The sequence below is a fragment of the Streptomyces sp. NPDC056734 genome (genome assembly GCF_042790455.1).
GTDB lineage: Bacteria > Actinomycetota > Actinomycetes > Streptomycetales > Streptomycetaceae > Streptomyces.
Genome location: NZ_JBHTZD010000003.1, coordinates 347,636 through 366,128 on the forward strand (window position 1 = coordinate 347,636; position 18,493 = coordinate 366,128).

Annotated in this window: 23 protein-coding genes; 20 read left to right on the plus strand and 3 right to left on the minus strand. The window is 72.1% G+C overall.

All coding sequences use genetic code 11. The annotated features are described in order from the left end of the window. Positions 1 to 15: 15 nt before the first annotated feature. The 3 genes from ACFRFC_RS05810 to ACFRFC_RS05820 all read right to left on the minus strand — a co-directional run bounded on the left by ACFRFC_RS05810 (position 16) and on the right by ACFRFC_RS05820 (position 2,215). Positions 16 to 705, minus strand: coding sequence for a hypothetical protein (locus tag ACFRFC_RS05810; RefSeq protein WP_382682960.1), 690 nt, complete (start codon positions 703 to 705; stop codon positions 16 to 18). Beyond that, positions 705 to 1,028, minus strand: coding sequence for a DUF6112 family protein (locus ACFRFC_RS05815; RefSeq protein ID WP_382682957.1), 324 nt, complete (start codon positions 1,026 to 1,028; stop codon positions 705 to 707). Before ACFRFC_RS05815 ends, ACFRFC_RS05810 begins: the two co-directional genes overlap by 1 nt. A 74-nt stretch (positions 1,029 to 1,102) precedes the next feature. Next, on the minus strand, positions 1,103 to 2,215 hold the full coding sequence (locus ACFRFC_RS05820; RefSeq protein WP_382682955.1) for a C40 family peptidase: 1,113 nt from the start codon (positions 2,213 to 2,215) through the stop codon (positions 1,103 to 1,105). 534 nt (positions 2,216 to 2,749) lie between these two features. Here ACFRFC_RS05820 and ACFRFC_RS05825 point away from each other — a divergent pair. From ACFRFC_RS05825 to ACFRFC_RS05920, 20 genes are all read left to right on the plus strand, one after another. After that, positions 2,750 to 3,505, plus strand: a complete 756-nt coding sequence (locus ACFRFC_RS05825) for a DNA-methyltransferase (protein ID WP_382682952.1) — start codon at positions 2,750 to 2,752, stop codon at positions 3,503 to 3,505. 259 nt (positions 3,506 to 3,764) lie between these two features. Beyond that, on the plus strand, positions 3,765 to 4,400 hold the full coding sequence (locus ACFRFC_RS05830) for a DUF4913 domain-containing protein (protein ID WP_382682950.1): 636 nt from the start codon (positions 3,765 to 3,767) through the stop codon (positions 4,398 to 4,400). Then, on the plus strand, positions 4,397 to 4,876 hold the full coding sequence (locus tag ACFRFC_RS05835; RefSeq protein ID WP_382682948.1) for a hypothetical protein: 480 nt from the start codon (positions 4,397 to 4,399) through the stop codon (positions 4,874 to 4,876). The genes ACFRFC_RS05830 and ACFRFC_RS05835 overlap by 4 nt, the downstream gene beginning before the upstream one ends. Next, on the plus strand, positions 4,873 to 5,517 hold the full coding sequence (locus ACFRFC_RS05840) for a DUF3631 domain-containing protein (RefSeq protein WP_382682946.1): 645 nt from the start codon (positions 4,873 to 4,875) through the stop codon (positions 5,515 to 5,517). Before ACFRFC_RS05835 ends, ACFRFC_RS05840 begins: the two co-directional genes overlap by 4 nt. Position 5,518: 1 nt before the next feature. Next, the gene (locus tag ACFRFC_RS05845; RefSeq protein ID WP_382682944.1) at positions 5,519 to 6,214 is read left to right on the plus strand and encodes a hypothetical protein; all 696 of its coding nucleotides are present in this window, start codon (positions 5,519 to 5,521) and stop codon (positions 6,212 to 6,214) included. Between the two features lie 80 nt (positions 6,215 to 6,294). Continuing rightward, positions 6,295 to 7,056, plus strand: coding sequence for a hypothetical protein (locus ACFRFC_RS05850; protein WP_382682942.1), 762 nt, complete (start codon positions 6,295 to 6,297; stop codon positions 7,054 to 7,056). 137 nt (positions 7,057 to 7,193) lie between these two features. Continuing rightward, positions 7,194 to 7,535, plus strand: a complete 342-nt coding sequence (locus ACFRFC_RS05855) for an SH3 domain-containing protein (RefSeq protein ID WP_382682940.1) — start codon at positions 7,194 to 7,196, stop codon at positions 7,533 to 7,535. 62 nt (positions 7,536 to 7,597) lie between these two features. After that, on the plus strand, positions 7,598 to 8,062 hold the full coding sequence (locus ACFRFC_RS05860; protein WP_382682937.1) for a hypothetical protein: 465 nt from the start codon (positions 7,598 to 7,600) through the stop codon (positions 8,060 to 8,062). After that, entirely contained in the window at positions 8,059 to 8,499 is a 441-nt protein-coding gene (locus ACFRFC_RS05865; RefSeq protein ID WP_382682934.1) for a hypothetical protein, read from the plus strand. The genes ACFRFC_RS05860 and ACFRFC_RS05865 overlap by 4 nt, the downstream gene beginning before the upstream one ends. A 12-nt stretch (positions 8,500 to 8,511) precedes the next feature. Continuing rightward, entirely contained in the window at positions 8,512 to 8,922 is a 411-nt protein-coding gene (locus tag ACFRFC_RS05870) for a hypothetical protein (protein ID WP_382682932.1), read from the plus strand. A gap of 54 nt (positions 8,923 to 8,976) precedes the next feature. Further along, positions 8,977 to 9,801 (plus strand): winged helix-turn-helix transcriptional regulator, encoded by an 825-nt coding sequence (locus tag ACFRFC_RS05875; RefSeq protein ID WP_382682929.1) that lies wholly within the window; start codon positions 8,977 to 8,979, stop codon positions 9,799 to 9,801. Continuing rightward, positions 9,798 to 10,280, plus strand: a complete 483-nt coding sequence (locus ACFRFC_RS05880) for a regulator (protein ID WP_382682927.1) — start codon at positions 9,798 to 9,800, stop codon at positions 10,278 to 10,280. Before ACFRFC_RS05875 ends, ACFRFC_RS05880 begins: the two co-directional genes overlap by 4 nt. Then, a complete protein-coding gene (locus ACFRFC_RS05885; RefSeq protein WP_382682925.1) occupies positions 10,277 to 11,146 on the plus strand; it encodes a DUF317 domain-containing protein in 870 nt (289 codons plus the stop codon). The genes ACFRFC_RS05880 and ACFRFC_RS05885 overlap by 4 nt, the downstream gene beginning before the upstream one ends. A gap of 2 nt (positions 11,147 to 11,148) precedes the next feature. Then, on the plus strand, positions 11,149 to 11,661 hold the full coding sequence (locus ACFRFC_RS05890) for a hypothetical protein (RefSeq protein ID WP_383112586.1): 513 nt from the start codon (positions 11,149 to 11,151) through the stop codon (positions 11,659 to 11,661). Positions 11,662 to 11,755: 94 nt separating this feature from the next. Beyond that, a complete protein-coding gene (locus ACFRFC_RS05895) occupies positions 11,756 to 12,553 on the plus strand; it encodes a DUF317 domain-containing protein (protein WP_382682920.1) in 798 nt (265 codons plus the stop codon). Between the two features lie 398 nt (positions 12,554 to 12,951). Next, a complete protein-coding gene (locus ACFRFC_RS05900; protein ID WP_382682918.1) occupies positions 12,952 to 14,193 on the plus strand; it encodes an MFS transporter in 1,242 nt (413 codons plus the stop codon). Between the two features lie 56 nt (positions 14,194 to 14,249). Then, positions 14,250 to 15,515: an ATP-grasp domain-containing protein gene (locus ACFRFC_RS05905; protein WP_382682915.1), complete on the plus strand. Its 1,266-nt coding sequence runs from the start codon at positions 14,250 to 14,252 to the stop codon at positions 15,513 to 15,515. Next, the gene (locus tag ACFRFC_RS05910) at positions 15,512 to 16,678 is read left to right on the plus strand and encodes an MFS transporter (protein WP_382682913.1); all 1,167 of its coding nucleotides are present in this window, start codon (positions 15,512 to 15,514) and stop codon (positions 16,676 to 16,678) included. The genes ACFRFC_RS05905 and ACFRFC_RS05910 overlap by 4 nt, the downstream gene beginning before the upstream one ends. After that, the gene (locus ACFRFC_RS05915; RefSeq protein ID WP_382682910.1) at positions 16,675 to 17,355 is read left to right on the plus strand and encodes an HAD-IA family hydrolase; all 681 of its coding nucleotides are present in this window, start codon (positions 16,675 to 16,677) and stop codon (positions 17,353 to 17,355) included. Before ACFRFC_RS05910 ends, ACFRFC_RS05915 begins: the two co-directional genes overlap by 4 nt. Then, positions 17,352 to 18,032, plus strand: a complete 681-nt coding sequence (locus ACFRFC_RS05920; RefSeq protein ID WP_382682907.1) for a 2'-5' RNA ligase family protein — start codon at positions 17,352 to 17,354, stop codon at positions 18,030 to 18,032. The genes ACFRFC_RS05915 and ACFRFC_RS05920 overlap by 4 nt, the downstream gene beginning before the upstream one ends. Positions 18,033 to 18,493: the final 461 nt, after the last annotated feature.

An 18,493-nucleotide genomic window follows, 5' to 3' on the forward strand; every position in this document is an offset into this window, starting at 1 on the left:
GATCAGGTCAGTGGGTCAGGGAGCGATGCTGGGCGCGACCGACAGAAGCCCGCAGCTGGTGGAGGGGCGGCACTGGACGGCGAGAGTGACCGCACGGTCCTCCGCGCCGCCCCCGCCGTCCGTCCACCGGATCGTCTGCTTGCCGGTGACGGTGACGGCGTAGATGTACGCCTCGGTCAGCGCGGCCGGGTCCTCGGTCAGCGCCTGCGTGAACGCCGACGGAAAGCGGGCGTCGGTGACCGTGGCACTGGCGTACTGGGCGTTGTCCCGCATCCTCGACCACAGCACCGGGTCCGGGACCTGCGACTGGATCGCGCTCCAGTCCGTGTACTCGGTCTCCGGGGACATCCAGGCGCGCATGCCGGCGAGTTGCTGGTCCCGGCTGGTGGACCGGGTGTCGTAGGTCCACAGCATCGCGGCGGCCTTCTCGGCGTAGGCGAGGGGATCGCCGAGCTGCGGCGGCTTTGCCACCGAGCCCGTCCCCGGTGGCAGGTCCGGGCCCGGGAGGTCCTCAGGGGCCGGGGCGCTGCTGGCCGGCGCGGGCGGTGCGTCCGTGAGGTGCTCGTCATCGTGGGCGGTGACCCAGGCGACGAGGCCGGCGAGCGCGACCAGCAGGGTGATCACGGCGGTGACGGCGGCGATCCGCCGGCCGGTGGGCCAGTGAGCGGTGCGGCGGTGGAGCGCAGAGGTGAAGGAGCGTTTCATCAGCTGACCTGGGTCCCCAGCGCGCTGAAGAATTCGACGATGCCGTTGGCGGCACCGAGACCGAGCGCGGCCCCTGCGCTCACCAGGGCGCCCTTCTTGCCGTTGGCCTCGGCCTGGTGGCCGCCGCTGTGGTGGCCCCAGGCCCACACACCGAGGGAGACGGCCAGCGCGCCGACGACGGCGATGATGCCGAACAGGTTGATGCTGCTGACGACGTCGCGCAGGACGTCGAGACCGGGAAGGCCGCCGTCCGCGGGGGTGATGCCCGGGTCGAAGGCGAGGGAGGTGTGATCGGTGGGGATGGCGGAACTCCTTGCGTGCACAGGCCGGTGACCTGCTGGAATGCGGGGAAGCGGGGAAGCGGGGAGGGGGCGGAGGGCCGGAAGAGGGAGGGGTGTCAGAGGACGCGGCGCACGGCCAGGACCGTCCAGTCCGAAACGGACTCGATCCGGACCACGGCCCCGGTGCGGGGCGCGTTGATCACGAGCCCGGAGCCCATGTAGAGGCCGACGTGCTCGGGCACGGCGGCGGTCCCGCCGGAGAAGATGAGGTCACCGGGCTCCAGGGCCGTCGTGGAGACCGCCTTGCCCTCGTCGATCTGGGTGTAGGTCGTGCGGGTCAGGGTGTGGCCGGCGGCGGCGTACGACTGCTGTGTCAGGGAGCTGCAGTCGCAGCGGCCCATCGGGTCCGGGCCGTGCGGGTCCGTGCAGGTCCCGCCCCACTGGTAGGGGGTGCCCAGTTGCCCCATCGCCCACCGGATCGCGGTCTTGGCCCGCGGGTCGGCGTCCTCGGGGATCTCGTAGCCGCTGGGGACGGTGCCGTCGGGGATCGGGCCGAACACGGCCCCGTCCTGGCCGGGTACACACCCAGTGCCGGGGGCGTCGGGGCTCTCCTCGTCCGGGACGGTGTCGCCCTCGGGCAGCACGGCTGCGATCGCTTTCTGAAGGGCCCTCGACAGCGGCTCCCACTGCGCGTACGCGTCGGGGAATGCGGATCGCTGGACTGCCTGGGCGGCCTGGGTGATCGTCATGGACTCCCACCCCGGCACCTTCAGCAGACCCTCGTAGAACTTCGTGGAGGCGTAGACGGGGTCGCGGATCTGCTCAGGGGTGCCCCAGCCCATGCTCGGGCGCTGCTGGAACAGCCCCAGGCTGTCTCTGTCGCCGTAGTTGAGGTTGCGGAGCCGGGACTCCTGCAGCGCGGTGGCGAGAGCGACGATCTGGCCCCGCTCGGGCACGTTCATGGAGATGCCCGTGGCGACGATGGTCCTGGCGTGCGGGATCTGCTCGTCGGGCAGGTCCAGGCCCTTGATGCGCAGGTCGGTGTCGGCGTCCTCGCCGCCCAGGATCGCGGCGACCTGCTCGGCCACCGCCGCCGTGTCGACATCCGAGCCGGGAATGCATGAGGCGTTGAGGGCGGCGCCGCTGCCGGCCGCGGCGGTGACGGCGAGACCGGCGATCAGGAGAGGGAAGAGGCACAGGACACCGATGGCGGCGGCTGCGGCCTTCACCCGGTGCGGCCTCCCGCACGGCGGCCGGCGGCCGGTGGCCGGGAAGCCAGTGGTTCAGGGCAGGGGTGTGTCACGGGTGGTCCTTCGAGGTGAGGTCCCGGCATCGCCGTGTCAGCTGAGCGGTGGAAGGGGCGGCGGGCCGGGGTGGGCGATGTCGGGGCCCGGGGCGTGGGGTGCGAGTTGCCGCTCGCAGCCCTCGCGGGGCAAAGACGGGGATCAGGTGTATGGGGAAACGGGAACTCCAGGGCAGGAGACAAGAAAGGGTGGAGGGCGGGCAGCGGCGGTGTTCGCCGGCCCGGTTCCAAAACAGTAGACGGCGATCCCCGGTTGGAGAAATAGTTCGCGGCCCGCAGTGCCGTGAGAGATGCGGAACCGGCTGTGACAGCGGTCAACCGGGGATCGTGCCCTAGAGTTGTTCAGACCCCTCGCACACCCGCCCCCATGGGCCCGCAGCTTCACGCTGCTGCTTGTGGGCTGTTTGGCGGACCCGGGGTGAGTCTCCACCATTTCCCGACCCGAATCCGGGGTACCCCTTTGCCCTTTTCTCTTCATCAGGGCGATGCCCTGACCGTCCTGGCCGCTCTGCCGGACGACTGTGTCGACTCCGTGATCACCGACCCGCCCTATAACAGCGGCGGGCGGACCGCGAAGGAACGCACCAGCCGCACCGCCCGCCAGAAGTACACCTCCGCTGACGCCGGGCACAGCCTGCCGGACTTCACCGGCGAGAACATGGACCAGCGCAGCTACGGTTTCTGGCTGACGCAGATCATGACCGAGGCACACCGCCTCACCAAGACCGGCGGCACCGCGCTGCTGTTCACCGACTGGCGCCAGCTCCCCGTCACCACGGACGCGATCCAGGCGGCGGGCTGGCTGTGGCGCGGCGTGCTGGCCTGGCACAAGCCCCAGGCCAGACCCCAGAAGGGCCGCTTCACCCAGAACTGCGAGTTCGTCGTCTGGGCGTCCAACGGCCCGATCGACGCGGCCCGGAACCCTGTCTATCTGCCGGGTTTGTACTCGGCGTCGCAGCCGTCGGGCAAGGACCGCAAGCACATCACGCAAAAGCCGGTGCAGGTGATGCGTGAGCTGGTGCAGATCTGCCCGCCCGGCGGGACCGTGCTCGACTTCTGTGCAGGTTCCGGCTCCACCGGAGTGGCGGCACTGCTGGAGGGCCGCGACTTCATCGGCGTCGAGAAGACCAGCCACTACACCGAGATCGCCGCCGGACGGCTCACCGAAACCCTGCAGCAGACCCACACCCAGGACGACTTCGCGCTGACCGCCTGACCGTTCCTGAAGGCGCGGTACGGGCCGGATCGCGCCATCCCGCATCCGGTCCGCGCCGCGCACGACGGTCTTTGTAGCAGTCGATTCCCGGCTGGTGAAATCGGGGATTCTCCGGATCGTTGACCGCAGCCCTGCCCCACTGAATTGCGGCGTCGAGGAGACCCATTTCGTGTCCGAACCCATAGACCCCCTGGATCAGACAGATCCTGTGGACCAGACAGGTCCCTCGGAGGAGACGGACCCCTGGGATCAGGGGGAATTGGAGCCGATCAAAATCCCGGATTCCGGCCTGGAGAGCATCGAGGCGAGCGTCCGCAAACTCCTGGACCGCACGGCGGAGCAGGCGAAGCACCTCGACAGCCTCGCCACCTCACCCGGCGCCGGGCCCGCTGGCGGTCCGTCGCCGTTCGCCGGGTTCGGACTGCCCGCCGGATTCCCGCCCATGCCCGCCATGCCGCCGCTTCCGCCCCCGCCGCCGGATCCCAAGCCGATCCTGGAACTGGACGGCGAAGCCTTTGAGGACGAGGTGGACGCCCTGACGGACTGGGTCGACGGTTTCCTCATGCCCGCCTACGGGGCGGAGGTCACCACCGCCTCCCCGTGGTGCGAGCAGTGGCAGGAGCACCAGGACGTCACCTCCTGGCTGCACGCCCTGTGGATGGCCTACCAGCAGCACAAGGACCCCGAAGCGGGCCTGAGCGGCCCGTTCGTGTGGCACAGGGACTTCCTCACCCACGCCATGGCCGCGATCCGGGCCCCCGGCGGGCCTCTGTCGGCCTGCATGACCGATCCCGAACGGCCCTCGCACCGCCTGCTGCCCGGCCCGAAACCCTCCGCCCGTGCCCAGCGGCCGGCCACCGCGGAACCCGCCGGGCCGGTGGCGGCCGGGTCGTGACCGGGGCACCGGCCGCGTCAGGGCTCAGCCTCGATCCCCGGGTGGTCACCGACCTTCTCGCCGCACCCGACGCCGTACGCGATCTGGCGCTCACCCGGCTCGGCGAGGTGACCGCCGTGGCGGAGCCGGGCGGCGGCACCCTCACGGGCGAGCTGGCCGGTTTCCGTGAACTGCCCCTCGGCGAGAGCGTCGGGTGGAGCCTCGTCTACGCCCGGCGCCCGGCCCCGCCCGCCTCTGCGCATCGCACCGAGGTCCATGTGGTGGCCGCCCGGCCCGCAGCCTCCCTGTACGACACCGTCCGTGCCCGGCTCGGCCTCACCCGCCCCGTCAGCGCCCTGACCCACGCGGCCCGGACCAGCTCCCCCCAACTGCCCACCGCCACAGCCCTCACCGGCCGCGCCGTGCCTTCCGCGCGGCCCGGTCTTCCCCCCTCCGTACCCCTGACCCCTCTGACCGTGAAGGGACCTTCGCGTTGACGACCCCATTCCAGTTCCCCACCGCTCTCGATCACCTCGCCGCCGAACTTCTGCAGACCGAGCTGCCTGCGGAGCTTCCGTGCCACGGGGCGGTCCTCGACGCCTTCCTCGACGTCCTGCGCCTCGACGAACAGCTTCTCGACCCGGACATCCCCGCGCTGGACGAGCCCCGCAGCCCTAAGGAGCAGATCGAGCGGTTCACCGGCCTCCTAGCCGAACGGCTCGCCGCCGGCCTGGAACTGGTGGTCCTGCTGTCCGCCGGCTCCTGCGCCTGCAACGGCACCGACGACAGTGACAGCGACGGCCACAGCGGCGGCGCTCCGGACAACGGCGAGGACGGTCCGGAGTTTCTGTCCTGCCCCGGCGACCGCCCGCAGCCGCCCGGCATCGTCCATACGGTGCTGGGGATCTTCGCCGAACTCGGCGACCCCGACGCCCTCGCCTCCGTGGACCTGGTGGCCGCGCTGCGTACCCTGCCCGGCACCGCCGAGGGACGCTGGCGCTACGCCGATCTGACCCCGGCCCGCCTGGCCCATCTGCTCGCCCCGTACGAGGTCCAGTCCCGCGACATCACGCTGCCCGACGGGCGCCGCCGCAAGGCGTACCGCCGCGCCGCCCTGCTGGCCGCGGCCCACCGCTGACGTGACCGGCCTGAAGCAGACCGGCACCGTCCCGGCACTCACCAGGATCGATGAGCGGATCGAAGCGGTCGCCGGAAGCGTCGATGACCTGTGGGAGCTGCGCGACGAGGGCGTCCTCGACGAGCCGCTCGCCGCCCTCGTGGATGCCCACCGGGCCCTGGCCGAGGCCGAGACGGGCCTCACCTTCCACCGTGTGCTGCTGCACCGGCTGACGAGTGGTGAGTACCCGGTTGATGCGGTCCTGCTGGACCGCATCAACCGCACCGTCGACCAGCTGGGCAGCGAGACGGTTCGGCGGGACGACCTCCAGGCGAAGGCACTCGCAGTCCTGGAGCGCGCCGAAGCCGCCCAGCGCACGGCTGCCCCGCCGGCGGACGGGGCCGGGTTGTCCTCGCGGGATCATGCCGCGCTGCTGGCGATCGCCCGGGGCGCAAGGCTCCGCCAACACCTCGTCACGCAGCGGGTGTCGGTGGTCACCTCCTCCGGTACCCGTATCGGCCCCGACATCCTGCGGCGGCTGGAGGACGCCGGGCTCGTCATCCGTGACACCAGCCACCCCCTCCATGCCGGGCAGCCCGTCACCCTCACCGCCGCCGGACGCACCGCCCTGGCCGCCGCGCACCGCCCGCCACCCCCGGCCACCGCGCCGGCTCAGCGGGCGGGCGCCTGGCCCGTGACGCCCTCGCGCATCCCCTGACCCGGCCGGTCCGTCCGCCGCGCACGGACCTCCCTGCCACTGCCCCTGTCCCCCGAACCCTTCTGTGAGCCGCAACACCCATGCCCCATCCCGTCAATTTCCGCCTCGATGGCTACGAGGCGGCCGTCGAGGACGCCGACAGCGACGTGACCGGCACCGCCGTCGACCTCACCAGCCTCGCCGAGCACCACACCGACGACGACCGGCACAGCTACTACGTCCTCTATGACGAGTCCGCCACCTGGGGCCATCCCGACATGTCCCACATCGTCGCCGTACACATCCGGCGCGACCACGCAGTGCGCCGCTACCGGGTCGAGGAGGAGCGGGTGCCGCTGGCGGTGATGGCACAGTCCTGGCTGATCGCCCGTGGCTGTCCCCGGACGGCCATCGGCCTGCCCCTGGGCACCGGGCTCCCGGCGTCCGACGACGCCACCCGCGCCCTGGAGGACAGGCTCATTGGGGAGGCTGACCGCTTCGACGTCCTCGACGAGAGCACCGACGAGTCCTGCGACTCGTGGGAGATCACCGTGCTGCTGCACGCGGTCGACGAGCACGACCCCGTCCCGTTCCGGATTCTGCTGGAGCACGGCGACTACGACAGCCGCACGCGCACCTTGCGCGAGGGAGCCTTCGCCACGTTCGAGGAGGCCAGCGCCTGGTTGGAGGAGCACAGGGACGGGGACAGCCCCGTACTGCCGCCCCCGCCGGACATCGCACCGGCTCCGGACCGCAGCGCCGGCCCCGGAGTCCCGGCACCCCGTTCGTCGTCTCCCGGATCGCGCCCGATCGCGCCCCTGCCCGTGCCTGGTCCCGGTGCGGGAGCGCCCCGGCACCGGTAGCGCGGGCGAAAGGTAGCAGCGGATCCCCGGTTATCGAAATCGGGGAATTTCCAGACCATTGAACCACCCGAACAAAATTCCGCCGGGCGGGATCTCGCATGCCATGCCCGTCCTCTATGACCGGAGGTCATTTCCTCATGCCCGCAAGGCATGTCACCGCCATGGCGATCACCGGAGTGCTCGCCCTGCCGCTGCTTTCCGCCCCGCCGGCCGCAGCGGCTTCTCCCGGCGCGGTGACGACAGCGGCCTCGCAGTCCTGCAACCGGCCCGGACCGTGGGTGATCGGCGCGAAGGCGGTCACCATCTGGGCCAAGGCCACCACCAAGTCCACGGCCCTCGGAATCCTCTACCAGGGCCACAAGTTCACGGTCCACAAGACCAGCGGGAACTGGCACCAGATCACCGACAGGACGACCGGCGTCAAGGGCTGGGTGAGCGGTACATACGTCTACCGCGACGTCCGCATGTGCCTCAACTGAACTATCCCCAAAAGGATTTCCCCCTGCCCATTTCTTCCCGTGATTCAGGAGAGGGAGTTGTCGTGCCCGACGATGCCGATGACGTGATACGCGTCCTCACCGAGCTGACCGAAGAGCGTTTCGGCATGAGCCTGTCTGCGCTGCGCCGTGCGGTCGCCGCCGCCCCGCACGCCAGTACGCAGGCGGTGGAGGTCGTGCGCTGGCACGGCCTCCTGGCCACCGCCCAGAGCGCGTTGGAGCGGGCGGAGGACGCGCTCGTCACTGCCCTCACTCCGGTGCCCGAGGGCCCGGTGGGGGACCGGGTGCTGAGTCTGGCCCACGGGGTCGACGAGGCGCTTCGGATCCGTGACGGCCGTGCGTTTGTCCTCACCCGGCTCCTCGCCCCCGACGTCCCCGGCGCGCCCGGTCCCGCAGCCCGGCCCGCCGCTGCGCAGGCCCGCCATCGGGGGAGCCCTGCCGCGCCACACCCTGTCGTGGGCCTGCCCACCCCGCCCTCGGCAGCGGCAGGCCGGGGGGTGACCCGGTGAGCGTGCCCTCCCGCCCCAGCAGCCAGGACCCCGTCATCGCCGAGGCGTTCGGTGCCCCGCTCCACCAGCTCCACGCCACCGCCGCCAGCCCCGGCGCATCCGCCGCCCTGGTGCGGGCCCTGGAGCTGCGGTCGTTCCTCGCTGTGACGGAGGAGCAGGTGGCCCGGGTGCGGGACCGTGCCCACGCCGCGACAGCACCCGACCGCGACCAGGACGACCTGTCCGCGGATGCTCTGCGCTTCGACGCCGAATGGCTCAAGGCCGCCCTCGAGGCCCGCGCCGGCTACCGCACCGCGCTGGACAGCCTGCTGCGCTCGATGCCCCCATCCGAAGCAACGGCCGAGAAGGTCCAGTTCCATCAGCCCCGGATCACGACAGTCCTGCCGCCCGCAGCCCCGCCGCCCGTCCCGGGCGGGGCCGCGGCCGGCCGGCCGTGAGGCGGGCGCCGCTTGCCCGACCAGACCGCCTCGGCCATCGGCACCCGCATCGAGGACCTGTACGGCCGGCCGCTCGCCGAACTGCGGGCCCACGCCGCAGCCACCCCGCCCGGCATGCTGTCCGCGCTCCTCGACGGCCTGTCCGACCTCCAGTTCACGGAGCGGCGGATCGGCTTCGAGCGTGACCGGCTGCGCCAACTCGCCGACCCCGAGCGCACGATCGGCCGGGTGGACGCCGGGCACGTCCTGGACTGCGCCCGACGTCTCGCCGAGGCGGTCGCGGGCCGCGACGCCCTCGCGCAGACCCTGACCGCGGTCCTCGGCGGCCTCCAGCGCATCCCCGAGCCTGAAGCACCCCCGCCCGCACCGGCACCCGACCCGATACCGGAACCGCCGCGTGTGCCCGCCGCGCCCACGCGCTGACCCACCCGCCCCTCCTCTGTCTTCGTCGTTCCTTCGTTCCTGGAGCACATCGCCTTGGCCCGTACCGATCTGGCTCGCGTCACCGAGTCGCTGTCCATGCTCACCCCCCGCTGGACCGTCCGGCTTCTGCTCGTCCTCGCCGACCGGCCCCTGCGCTACACCGAGATCAAGCAGCAGATGCCGTGGCTGGCCGACGGCCAGCTCCACCCCAAGCTCAGCCACATGACCGCCACGGGTCTGCTGGAACGCACCCAGCACGGTGCCCGTCACGTCACCTACGGCCTGACCGGGCGGGGCACCGACCTGATCCAGGTGGTGAAGGTGATCACCACCTGGGCGGACACCCACCTGGAGAAGGACGACACCGCGCCAGGCCCGCGCCAGCCGGCGGCAGCTGATCCGGCGCGGGACATCGAGGACACGCTCGTCCTGATCGCTCCCCGGCACGCGACACCGATCCTGTGGACGCTGAAGGCCCGCACCGCCGCCACCGCCAAGGCCGTGGCGGCGGAGGCGATGCCCGGCTACGGGCTCAGCGCCGCCTACCCCCGCCTGCGGCAGCTCGTCGACGACGGCCTCGTCGCCGCCGGCGACACCGGCTCCTACCGGCTCACGGCCTCGGCACTCGCCCTGGCCCCCGTCTACGCGGCCGTCTCCGTGTGGGCTGCCGGACGCCCCCTCGCCGAAGCCGCCGCCCACCCGCTGTGGGGACAGCCCCTCGCCCCGTCACGGCAGCCAGGGACGTGGGCCAGCACCCAGACCCGGCTCCCGACCCCAGCCCTGACCACCGCCATATGGCGGCCGGGTGACCTCTTCTCCCACCAACCCCCCACGCCAGCCCCCGCACTCGGCACTACGGCGGGAGGCCCGCAGCGATGACCACCACCAGTACAGCCGGCCGCGGCGAGGCCGCGCGGATCACCGAGACCCTCGCGCAGCCGGCCCTGATCCGGCTGGTCACCGAGATCGACGACCACGGCCCCGTCCCGCACGCACTCGCCCGCACCTTCCCGGACCTGCCCCGGCACGAACTCCGCCATGTCCGCGACACCGCACGCGCCCTCGGTCTCATCGACACCGGCCACCACACTGGACAGCCCGCCTACCTGCTGACCGACCGCGGCACCGCCCTGGCCGACCTGTACGAGGCAGCCGCATGCTGGGCCCGGGCCCACGACCAGCCCACCCGCCACTGCCTGTTCACCACCCGCGTCCAGACCGTCTTCCACCACGCCGCCCGCGCCCTGCGCGGCGACGACACGGCACCCCAGCCACCAGCGGACCTCCTCGTCACCCTGCTCCAGTGGATCAGCACGAGCCCGGACCCGTCCGAGGCCCCCGAAAGCGAGGCGACGTGACCTCACCCCCCGGGGCCGCGGCCCTGCCCGACCACTACGAGGGTGACGTGTACGTCAGCCCGCGGCATCTCGCCGGAGCGACCGGCATGGGGGACCCGGGTCTTCAGCCCGCCCTGGACGCGGGCTGGGAAACGAGCGGCGACGACCTGGGCAACGCCTACATCTCGGCCCCCGACCACCGAATCCGGATCGGGTTCCTGCCCGAGGGCGACGACGACGCCCTCTGGAAGATCGCCGCCTACGAGCGCGCGTTCGCCGCACCACGGTGGGCCGCCGCCTTCAGCGACACCTGTCCCGAAGAGTTCGTGAGCGCCTTCATCACCGAACTCGTCCCCCTCCACGAGACGGACGGGAACGCGTTCCTGCAGAGCGGCATCGGATACCGCCGCGATGCCAGTCCTGCCCTCATGCCTCTCCTGGACGCCGGGTGGACGGTGGACGAACAGGACCGGCTCCTGGAGGTCCGCTCGCCCGACGGACTGGCCGGAGCCTGGTACGACCGCCGCACCCTCGACCACGACCGCGAGCTGGTGACCAACTACACCCGTTGGGGCATGTGGGGCGGGGCATCGTACGGGCGCTGGTACGCCGTCTTCTCCTCCCACACTCCCACCCGGCTCATCGCCGCGACCGCCGCGGCCCTCGCCGACCCCGCCCCCGTCGTGCGCTGGACCGGCGCACTCTCCAGGAACACCCTTCGGCACGCGACGATCACCCGGGTTCGCCCCCCGGCCCCCACACCCCTGGACCTGGCCCGTGCCCACCGGCCCTCACCGGCCCTGCGGACGGTCGCCGTGCCCCGTTGGAGCACCAGCACCCCCTCCGCCCGCCTTCCGAGCTTCTCCCGCCCCGCAGCCCGACGCTGACCTTGCATCACCACGCCCTGGAGTTCATAGTGCCCCTGCACGCCGCGCAGTTCTTCAGCGAAGTCCTTCCTCACCGGTTCGACGGAACGGTGGTCGGCAACGCGTTCTACGCCGAAGCCCCCGACCGAGGACTCCGGCTCCGGATCGAGTTCTACGAAACGATCCAGGCGGACGTCTACGGCGGCCTGCGGCTGTCGCTCATCCACCCCGAGCGGGGGAAGCGCGACGTCGTGACGCTGTCCTTTGCCGACCACGGCACGTTCAGCGCACGCGACCAGCGCACCGGGACCCGGCCCGGCTTCAGCGGCTACGCGACGATCCGCGACTACTCCCGCGACACGGAGCACCGGCCATGGGCAGGCGGGGACTTCACCACGCTCGCCGACGCCGTCCACCGCTACGCCCGCCTCTGGGGAATCCCCACCCCGCAGCCCATCAGCCCCACGCTCCGACGCTCCACCACACCGGCGTCCGCCCCGTCCCGACCCCGGGCAGCCGCCCGCACACCTCGATAACCCCCTCCGACACACCAGATCCGGCACCCGCGCAGTCCCCACACCCGGCTGGCGGCACGCGGGCTGCCCAGCACAAGAAGGGTCCTGACTCCCTGTGACACCGGATGAAACCGTCCTCGACACGGAAGTGCGGATCGCGCCCCGGTACCTCGCGGGCCCCGCCGGCACTGATGTGCGGGCGGCCTGGCCCTTTCCTTTCGAGTCCGGCTGGCGGCTGCACCAGGACACCGAGGGTGATGCCGTCGCGGCAAGCCCGGACCTGAACCTGCGGGCCGGATACCGGCCGGAGTTCTCCGACTTCTACGGCCGCGGGGGCGGGAGCTGGCGGCTCGACCTCCACGACTATCCCTTCGATCCTCCCCTGTGGAGCGTCCACCTCGGCGGAGCCGTCCCCACCGAAATCCTTCACGACGTCAACGCCGAGGTCCTCTCCCTCTACCTGGACGCCCTCCATAGCGATGACATCCGTGCCGTCGCGGACGGCACATCGCCGGTGACCGGGTATCTGCCGCTGCTGACCGCAGGATGGAGCCAGGAGATCAACCCCGACGGCCACCAGTTCTTCAACAGTCCTGACCTGCTCGCCTCCCTCCGCCACCAGTACAAGCGGGGAGGCCGCTCAGACGACGCCCTCTGGTCCCTGACCGTCCGCATCCCCGGCCAGGAAGCCCTCTGGCGTGCCACCTTCACGCGGCGCGTCCCCATCGAGGTGGTCACGGCGCTGACCAGCGCACTGGTGGATCCTCAGCCGCTGACCCGCCGGAGCGGGGACCTGCCCTTCCACGTGCGGGAGCACTTCAACCGGAGCGGACAGCCGGTCCGCACCGCCCCCGCACCCTCCGCGCTTCCTCCACCGTCCCCGGCAGCTCCGGCCACACACCGTACCCGCTGACCCCTCCCGGCCCATCTGCGCGAGAAGCATCCCCTTCACGCACACGACTCGCCCCGGCGTCCCGCCACACCTCGTCTGGACGCCGCAACCGCCCGGCTGGGCCATCTGACCCTCCGCCCATGAGGGGCACAGCCGCCCTTCCCCGCCCTGGACATACCCATGACCGAACCGGACGAGGTCCACGCCAGACCCCGCCACCGCACGCATGCGACCACCCCAGCAGATCCAGGGCTCCCGCCCGCCCGACCCGCCGGACCGGCCACACCTTCACCGCGCACAGCGGCCACAGGCTTCGCCACCCGCACGATGGGCGATGCCGACGGGCCCGACGCCACGTTCCCCGACACCGGGTATGCCAACCCCTCGTCCGGCAGTGACGCTGAACCCGAGCAGTCCGGGTGAGGGCGGCCCAGGGCCGGCACGCCCTGCGCCCCTCCCTGCTGCGAGGCGTCTACCTGCCCCGCGCCGCCGACGGCGCCGCGTTCGCGATGACCACCTACGGCATCCCCCTCCTCGTCGTCGCGACCACCCGGTCGGTCACCCTGGCCGGGCTCGCGTTCGCGCTGGAATGGCTGCCGCGCCTCGCGGCGTTCCCCGTGGCCGGCTCCCTCGTCCACCGCCACGGCATCGCCCGCGTCTTCCGCATCGCGTGCGCCGTCCGGGCACTGGCCGTGCTGACCGCCGTGCTGCTGCTGTCCGTTCCGGACACCGGGGTGCTGGCGGTGGTGACGGTGATGGCGCTCGCGCCGGTGGCCGGGTTCCTCACCGAGTGCAGCTACATCGCGGCGGAGACCGCGGGCGCAGCGGCTAGCCGGTGGGCCGGAGCACGGGCGCACCGGGTGCAGTCGGTCCTGCTGGGTATCGACCAGAGCGCCATGCTGGCCGGCCCCCTGGTCTGCGGTCTGCTGCTGGAGTCCGGCGGACCCGTCGCCATGCTCACCGTCCTCTCCGCGTTCTCCCTGACCGCCGCCGTTCTCGTCCCGCGCCCTCCGGCCGCAGCCCGGCAACCGGCCAAGGCCAACGACAAGGCCCGGGGCGGGGTACGGGAAGGGTGGCGCACACTGTGCTCACTTCCCGCACTGGCCTGGCTGGTCGGAGGGCTGGTCGTCTCCAACCTTTCCGTCGCCCTGCTCCAGGCGGCCATGCCGGTCATCGTCGTCACCGAACTGGGCCGCTCCAGCGCCGACGCGGGCCTCGTCTGGTCCGCCGCCGCCCTCACCTCCCTGCTCGCGATCACTCTCGCGCGCCGGGCGATCGACCGGTGGGGGCTGTGGCCCGTCGGCGCCACCGCCGCGACCATCGCCACCGCAGCAACCCTCGCCGTGTCCCAGACCAGCACCTACCACGGGTACCTCGCACTGATCGCCGTCCTGATGGCCGGCGAGGGCGGCCTCACCGTGGTGCTGCGCACACTGCGCTCCCACCTCATCCCGGCCGACGCCTTCGCCGGCACCCTCAGCCTGACCATCCTCCTGCTGCTGATCCCCTTCCCCCTCGCCGGGCTGCTCGTCGCAGCCCTGCCGGCCGGCCGGCTCGGCCATGCGATCACCGCCTGCGCCGTCCTCCAGGCCCTCGGCCTGGCCGCCGCGTTCGCCCGCCTGCGGACCGCTCCCGCCCTGCGCCCGGCACCCGCCGTCTGACCCGGCACCAGAACCCGCCCCGACCTCCCCCGTTCGTCCTCCTTGGAGCGCCTGTTTTGTCCTCTCGTCCCGTCGTCCTGGTCGTCGCTGCCGATACGGAGGCCGAGGGCTACCGCGGCTACTGCCTCGAGTCCGTGGCCGCCGCCTACGACATCGCCCTGATCACCACCGAAGAGCCCTCGTGGGAGGTCCCCCACATCCGGGACTGCGTGGTCGTCCCCGACCTGGCCGATCAGGCGGCGCTGAACGCGGCGGGTGTGCTGCTCGCCGAACGCCACCGGCCGGCCGGGGTGTTCACCTGGACCGAGTGGTACCTCGTCCCGGTCGCCCGCCTCGCCCGCCGCCTCGGCCTGCCCACCACCAGCCCCGAAGCCTTGCGGGGCTGCCGCAACAAGGCCACGGCACGGACCCTGTACGCCCGTCACGGCGTGCCCTCGGCCGCCGCCGTGGGCGTACGCAGCCTCCAGGAAGCCGTGGTGGCGGCCGGCCAGATCGGCTATCCGGTCGTGGTCAAGCCCGCCGAGCGCGCCGGGAGCCTCGGCGTGATCCGCGCCGACACACCCGAACAGCTCGCGGGCGCCCACCGGTTCGCGGCCGAGGCGACCGGGCAGGGCGGGGACGCGAGCGCCGTGCTGGTCGAGGAGTACCTCGACGGGCCCGAGGTGTCCGTCGAGTGCGTCACCCACCGCGGCACGACCACCGCCGTCGCCGTCACCCGCAAGACCGTCGGCGACCCGCCGTACTTCCAGGAAGTGGCCCACTGCGTCGACGCGGCCGACCCGCTGCTCGCTGTGGTCGCCCCGGCGGCACGGGCCGCGATCCGTGCCCTGGGCATCACCGACAGCGTCAGCCACGTCGAGATGCGCCTGGTCGACGGCCGAACCCGGCTGATCGAGGTCAACGCCCGCCTCGCCGGCGACATGATCGGCCACCTGGTCCGCCTCGCCACCGGCATCGACCTGCCCAGGGCAGCGGCCGACATCGCCTGCGACCGCACACCCGACCTCACCCCGACCCGCTCCTCGGCCGCCGCGATCCACCTCATCCACCCGCCCACCAGCGGCACCCTGCACCACGCCGGACCCGACGGGCCCCGCCCGCAATGGGTGGACCGCATCCACTTCCAGCACCGCCCCGGCGACCAGCTGGTGCTGCCCGCCGACGGCGGCGACCTGTACACCGCCCGCATCGGCTACGTGATCACCACCGGCCCCACCGCCCGCATCGCCCATGCCCGCGCCTCCGAGTCTGTCCGGGGCCTCAACATCGACGTCACGCCCGGCACGGCGGACGAGCCCGTGGCGGGCGGTCGCGCGGCATGAGGGAACCTGTCCTGGTGTCCGGCGCCGCGCGGCGCAGCCGCACTCTGCTGACCGGCTACTTCCTCGGCCTCGGCGTGGTGATGGCCCTCTGGGGCGCCCGCATGCCCGCGGTTCAGGACGCCGCCGGTCTCAGCACCGGAGATCTGTCCCTCGTCCTGCTGGCAGCCGCCTTCGGCATGGTCACCGGACTGCGGGCGGGCGGCCGGCTCGCACGGCCCGAACGACTCCCCGCCCTCCTCACCCTCGGCGGCATCGGCCTGGCCGCGACCCTCGCCGCCCTGGGACAGTGCCGCACCCTGCCCGAACTCCTCGTGACAGCAGTCGTCTTCGGCCTCGCCCACGGTGTCCTGGACATCGCCGTCAACACGGCAGCGGTGCGCTGCCAGAATGCCACCGGCCGGCCCATCATGGCCTCCCTGCACGCCGCCTACTCCATCGGAGCCCTCGGCGGCGCGACCCTGGCCGCCGTCACCGCCCACATTCCGCACGACCGGTTGTTCCTCGCCACGGGCATGGTCCTGGCCGGATGCGCGGGAACGGCCGTACGACGCACACGGGCCCTGACCGGCACCGACCAGGCGACCGCGCCCGGCAGCGGCGACCACCTCAGGCGTGCTGCTGCTCTGCCGCAGGGAAGGATGTGGCTGCTGGGCGCGCTGGCCGCCGCCACGCTCCTTGGTGAGGGGGCCGCTGCCGACTGGGCCGCCGTCCACCTGCACCACCTCGACGCGACCACCGCGGTCAGTGCCATGGCATTCGCCCTCTACAGCGGGGCCATGGCCCTGGGACGCCTTGCCGGAGACCGGCTCACCACCGCCTTCGGCGCCCCCGCCCTGGTCCGGGCCGGAGCAGCGCTCGCCGCGACGGGACTGACTGCGGGCACCCTCACACAGAGCATCCCGGTCGCCCTGACCGGGTGGACCCTCTTCGGCCTCGGCCTGGCCACCACTGTCCCTTCCCTGATCACCGCCGCCGGACACGGCGGTGCGCAGGCCATGGCCACCGTCTCCGTCACCGGCTACCTCGGCCTCATGGCGGGCCCCGCCTTCATCGGAGCCCTCGCCACCCTTACCACCTTGACCACCGCGCTACTGCTACCCGCCCTGCTCGCCGCGGCCGTCGCTACTTTCGCCCACCGCGCCCTGGAGAACACCAACCCTTGACCTCCACCCCCACCCCCACGAACACCCGCCCGGATGCCGTCATTCTGGACTACAACGGCGTCATCGGACGGCAGCCCACCCTCGCCCAGTGGCTCCGCCTCGCCCGCACCGCGTCCTGGCCCGAGGACGATCTCCACGGCTTCCAGCAGGCGTTCTGGAACGCCCGCGAACCCTACGACGAGGGTCGGCTCAGCAATCTCGCGTACTGGACGCAGGTCCTCAGCCACCACCCCGGCCCACGGCTGCTGCGCGACCTGCTCGCCGCCGACACCGCCATGTGGACCACCACCGACGACCACGTCACCGCCATCCTGGGCCGCGCCCACCGGGACGGGCTGCGCATGGCCCTGCTGTCGAACGCACCCGCACACCTCAGCGACGTCCTCGACACCCAGCCCTGGCGTCGTCTGCTGACCCACGCCCTCTACTCTGCCCGCCTCCAGGTGTGCAAACCCGACCCCGCCGCCTACCGCCACGCTTTCGCCGCCCTCGGTGATCCGGACCCGCGCCGGGTCCTGTTCGTCGACGACCGGGACGACAACTGCCACGCCGCACGCGCCCTCGGTCTGCGCGCACTCCACTACACCGGCCGGCCGTACGACCTCGACGCGGCCATACCGCCCACCTGCCGCGGGCACGCATCCCGCGTCCGAGGGATGGGGGGAGATGGGCTGTGACGGGCGTGGAGGACTTCTTCGTCAGGGTGGAGAGTCGGCGCCACCCGTGGCCCGCCGGCCGGGATGACCTGCACTGGCACATCCTGCACGACACCGCTGCGGTGGAAGAGCGGATGGTCCGGCCGTACCGTGAGCTGACCGACCGCCCGGGACTCGCGCCGGTTCCTGCCCGCTGGGTCCACACCACGGTCATGCACGGCGGTCCTGCTGACCTGTACACCGATGAGGAGATCACCACGATCATCGAGCGGGTGTCCGAGGCGTCGGCGGCGATCACATCCTTTGACCTGACCTATGACCGGCCCACGGCCGGAACGGTCGCGGTCGAATGCCTTGCGCGGCCCGGCATTTCCGCTCGGCGCCTGTGGGAGCTGATCACCCGGATCGACGCCGACACCACCGGCAGACGCTTCGCGCGCATACCCGCCGAGAACTATTACCCCCATGTATCTCTGGCCTATGGCATCGGCGGGCCCGCGCGGGCCGACCGTCGTGCGATGAAGGCGTGGCTGTCCGATCACGCGGGAGACCCGTGCACTCTGCCTGCTACCCATCTGTCCCTCGTTGCCCAGCGCCACGACCGGCGACACATCACCTGGAGCCCGATCGCGGTCATACCCCTGACCGCCGGGCAGGCCGAACCGGCGCGGCCACGGGCACACAGCCACGGAAGTTGAGAGGTCGTCGAACGTGGTGAGGCGGAGGGCGTACGAGAGCCGTGTGTCCCGCTGACGACAACGGGGCGCGCTGGCGGCCGAGGGCGCCCCTGTGATCAACCTCGCCGCGGTCGTCTTCGCATGCCGGCATCCTGACAACCCCTGCTACCGGAAGGTGGCAGGGGTTTCGTCGTGTCCGGCCGCAGGCGAGATCCTCGATGGGTTCCCGGCTGGTGGACTGTCCCTTGAAGTCGCCGTCCCACTGCTGGTGGGCGTTGCCCGTCTCACTGAGCGCCTGGCCGGGTTGATGGTGCAGCAGGTGGTGGTGGCTGTGAGACACCGGCCATCGGGTACCGTCCGGGTGGCGCGAAGGCGAAGACGTCTGAGTTCGGTGCCAAGCGCCTCGATTGGATGTGCAGGGTCTCGCGACTCGTGTACCGCAGCGACATTGTGACCCGGTGGCTTCGTTCCGAGTCACCCGC

What these genes read in the sequence shown, in the direction of transcription:
- ACFRFC_RS05880 (WP_382682927.1), top strand. Translation starts at nt 9,798, where the DNA reads ATGACCACCACCAGTACAGCCGGCCGCGGCGAGGCCGCGCGGATCACC.
- ACFRFC_RS05850 (WP_382682942.1), top strand. Translation starts at nt 6,295, where the DNA reads ATGCCCCATCCCGTCAATTTCCGCCTCGATGGCTACGAGGCGGCCGTC.
- ACFRFC_RS05910 (WP_382682913.1), top strand. Translation starts at nt 15,512, where the DNA reads ATGAGGGAACCTGTCCTGGTGTCCGGCGCCGCGCGGCGCAGCCGCACT.
- ACFRFC_RS05810 (WP_382682960.1), bottom strand. Translation starts at nt 705, where the DNA reads ATGAAACGCTCCTTCACCTCTGCGCTCCACCGCCGCACCGCTCACTGG.
- ACFRFC_RS05855 (WP_382682940.1), top strand. Translation starts at nt 7,194, where the DNA reads ATGCCCGCAAGGCATGTCACCGCCATGGCGATCACCGGAGTGCTCGCC.